We start from the raw sequence: 2,959 nt of genomic DNA, 5'->3' as shown, positions 1-2,959 counted from the left end.
GCGGTGTGCCGATCCTGCCGCCGACCGGCACGGCACCCGTGCAACCGGCGCCTGCGGCCAACGGCCGCGTGGTGGCGGACACGTTGACGTCGAGCGTCAACGGTGTGCGCTACCCGATCGAGGTTTTCATTCCTGCGGCCTACGACAGCAGCAGCGATGCCGTGCCGATCATCTATGCCTTCGACGGCGACGCGACCAACGGCCTGCCCGACACGCGCTTCACGAACCTCAAGAACGTGCTGCTCAAGCGCGGCACCAAGGCGATCCTGGTCGGTATCGGCAACACCGCGCGCCGGCAGGAGGACTACAACTTTCCGGGCGCCAACGCCTACCACACCTTCCTCACGAAGGATCTGGTGCCGTTCATCGAATCGAAGTACCGCGCCGACCCGAAGAAACGCATGCTCACCGGCCTGTCGACCAGCGGCAACCTCGCGGCCACGGCGTTGTTCCTGGAGGCGCCGGACAACCTCGTGTTCTCGTACTTCATTTCCATCGAGGCCGCCTTCTGGCAGCAGGAGGCCGAAAACAACGCGCTTGAAAAGAAGATGTTCGACGCGCTGGCCGGCCGGCCGCTGCCCGTCACGCTGATCCTGGCGCACTGCGCCAGCGGCTGCAACGAAGTGCCGGTGAAGGCGATGTACAAGCGGATGTCCGAGCGAGGCTACGTGGGGCTGCAACTCATCGACACGGAGTTCAACTCCACCCACGTCGGCACGGACGTGCTGGCGTTCGACGACGCCATCGTGCGGATCTTCAAGTAGGGCATGACAGCGAACCGGAGCGCTCCGGTTCGCACGCCGCATTGCCCTGCATTTCAGTCGGCCGAAGGGCTCGGCGGATAGCCGGCTTCCGTCAACGCTGCCACCAGCGAGGGGCGGTCTTCGGTCGTGTCGATGCGCACTGTTCTTTGCTTCACATCCACCTCGATCCGGGCCTGCGGGTCGAGGTTCTTGACCGCGCGGGTGACATGGCTGGCGCAGCCGCCGCAGGTCATCGACTGGATTTCAAACGCTTGCATGGGAGTCCTTTCAAAAGAATGGCTCCCAGTCTCGAGCTTCGCATCGTGTGAAGGTCAAACGCGGCGAAAGCCTGACCCCTTGCACGCCAAGGTCATGCCATCACCTGCGCTTGACTCTTCCATGGTGTGAAGGTCGAGACTTTGCGCTTTGGCTCGAAGGAGAACCCCATGGAACATTCCACGGCGCCGACCCCTGCGGCGCGCTTGTCCCTTGCCGACGTGGTGGCGCGCTCCGGTGCGTCGGCGCAGCTGCTGCAGGACTGCGAATCGCTCGGACTGCTGGACGACACGGCGAGCGGTGGCTGCTACGACGAACGTGCCGTGTCGACACTTCGCTTTGCGCGGCGGGCACACACGCTGGGTTTCGACACGGCGGAAGTCGTCGAGCTGCACGCGCTGTGGCAGGACGGGCGCCGCGCGAGCTTCGATGTGAAGCGCGTCGCGCTCGAGCGGGCCGATGACCTGGCCTTGCGCATCGAAGAGCTCGCGCACATGAAGCGCCTGTTGGAGCGTCTCGCGCATTGTTGTGAAGGTGACGAGCGGCCGGAGTGCCCGATCCTCGACGAGCTGGCTGGGCTCAAAGGATTTGCCGGCTGCGAAGCACGGCGCGGGTGACGTTGGCTTGAGGCCTCAGCCCGGAATGTTCGGCTCGACCAACTGGGCCAGCGCGATCAGCGACTCCTGCCAGCCCAGGTAGCACATCTCGACGGGAATCACGTCGGGAATGCCTTCCTGCACGACGGACATGTCCGTACCGCAGGACACCGCGGTCAGGGTCACAGTGGTCTTCATCGTGCCCGGCAGGTGGGGGTCGTCGAAGCTGGCGTCGTAGGCGATGCGCTGCCCGGGCACCAGTTCCAGGTACTTGCCGCCGAACGAGTGACTGTGGCCGGTGCCGAAGTTGGTGAAGGACATGCGCCACGCGCCGCCCACCACGGGCTCCATGGTGTGGACCTTGCCGGTGAATCCGAAAGGCGGCAGCCAGCGCTCGAATGCGCCGGCCTGTACGAAGGCCCGGTAGAGCTTGTCGGGGGTGGTGCGCAGCACGCGGTGCAGGCGAACGGTGTTGGCGGCCATGGTTGCTTTCTCCTTTGAAGAACAGAGGACGACCCTCTGTGATGACGTCGGATGAGCCGGCTGCGAATCGACACGCCCAGGGTCAGGAAAAACCCTGAGGCAACGTGTCGAACCTCAATCGATGAACCGCGCCACGATGTCCTGGAACGACGGCAGGTCCATCTGCGTGTGGCCACCCTCGTAGCCCTTCACGCTCAGCTGCAGCCCCTTGTAATTGCGCGCTGCGATCTGGTCGCGCAGGGCGGTGATCTCCGGGCCGCCGACGTTGCCGATGGCATAGCCCAGCAGCAGGGTCACGGGAATGTCGCGCGCGCTGCTGTTGGCGTACATCTGGCTTTCGAGCGGATCGAGCTGGCTGCGCGCGCCAGCGGCGGGCGGGTCGGAGGCGAAGAAGTACTGGAAGGTGAACTGTCCCGCTGCGCCTTCGGTGAAGAACGCGATCACAGTGAACACGCCGCCATTCGACAACCCCGAGAGCATGCGCTTGGCCGGGTTGGCGCGGTAGTTCGATTCGACATGCGGCACCAGCTGGTTGGAGAGGAAGTCGTGGTACGCCTTGGCGCCCGGCATCAGGTAGTCGGTGTTGCGGCGCGACGTGCCGCCGATGCCGACCACGATGGCCTTCTTGCCCGCCTTCTCGAGGATGTCGGTGAAGTTCTGGAAGCGCGTCACGCTCTGGTTGTAGACGGCGTCGCCATCGGTGATGTAGATCGTGGGGTAGCTGGCGGTGGCACCGTCGTAGCCGGCCGGCAGGTAGACCTGGATCGGGTAGGTCGCTTCCGTCGCGGTCGACTTCATCGTGCTGTTGACCACCCGGCCACGCGACGTGTCCGCGGGCGGCGGTGTCGGCGTGTTTCCGAC

Annotated in this window: 5 protein-coding genes; 2 read left to right on the top strand and 3 right to left on the bottom strand. The window is 64.9% G+C overall.

The features are described 5' to 3' along the window. Nucleotides 1-764, top strand: a 764-nt coding sequence (locus D3H34_RS31415; protein ID WP_147400542.1) for an alpha/beta hydrolase, incomplete at its 5' end; no start/stop codon positions are given. Between the two features lie 53 nt (nt 765-817). Here the strand turns inward: D3H34_RS31415 and D3H34_RS31410 are convergent. After that, nucleotides 818-1,021: a heavy-metal-associated domain-containing protein gene (locus D3H34_RS31410; RefSeq protein ID WP_119558728.1), complete on the bottom strand. Its 204-nt coding sequence runs from the start codon at nt 1,019-1,021 to the stop codon at nt 818-820. A gap of 168 nt (nt 1,022-1,189) precedes the next feature. Here D3H34_RS31410 and D3H34_RS31405 point away from each other — a divergent pair, with 168 nt between their 5' ends. Beyond that, nucleotides 1,190-1,636, top strand: a complete 447-nt coding sequence (locus tag D3H34_RS31405; RefSeq protein ID WP_119558727.1) for a MerR family DNA-binding protein — start codon at nt 1,190-1,192, stop codon at nt 1,634-1,636. 15 nt (nt 1,637-1,651) lie between these two features. Here the strand turns inward: D3H34_RS31405 and D3H34_RS31400 are convergent, their stop codons facing one another. Both D3H34_RS31400 and D3H34_RS31395 read right to left on the bottom strand, forming a co-directional pair. Then, the gene (locus tag D3H34_RS31400) at nt 1,652-2,098 is read right to left on the bottom strand and encodes an SRPBCC family protein (RefSeq protein WP_119558726.1); all 447 of its coding nucleotides are present in this window, start codon (nt 2,096-2,098) and stop codon (nt 1,652-1,654) included. Nucleotides 2,099-2,212: 114 nt separating this feature from the next. Then, the coding region (locus tag D3H34_RS31395; protein ID WP_119558725.1) for an alpha/beta hydrolase at nt 2,213-2,959 on the bottom strand (747 nt) is incomplete at its 5' end.

The sequence above is a fragment of the Acidovorax cavernicola genome (genome assembly GCF_003581445.1).
This window is presented reverse-complemented; position numbering and strand designations above follow the sequence as displayed.

Excerpts from the sequence above, each read along its gene's own strand:
- D3H34_RS31410 (WP_119558728.1), bottom strand. The coding sequence starts at position 1,021 with ATGCAAGCGTTTGAAATCCAGTCGATGACCTGCGGCGGCTGCGCCAGC.
- D3H34_RS31400 (WP_119558726.1), bottom strand. The coding sequence starts at position 2,098 with ATGGCCGCCAACACCGTTCGCCTGCACCGCGTGCTGCGCACCACCCCC.
- D3H34_RS31405 (WP_119558727.1), top strand. The coding sequence starts at position 1,190 with ATGGAACATTCCACGGCGCCGACCCCTGCGGCGCGCTTGTCCCTTGCC.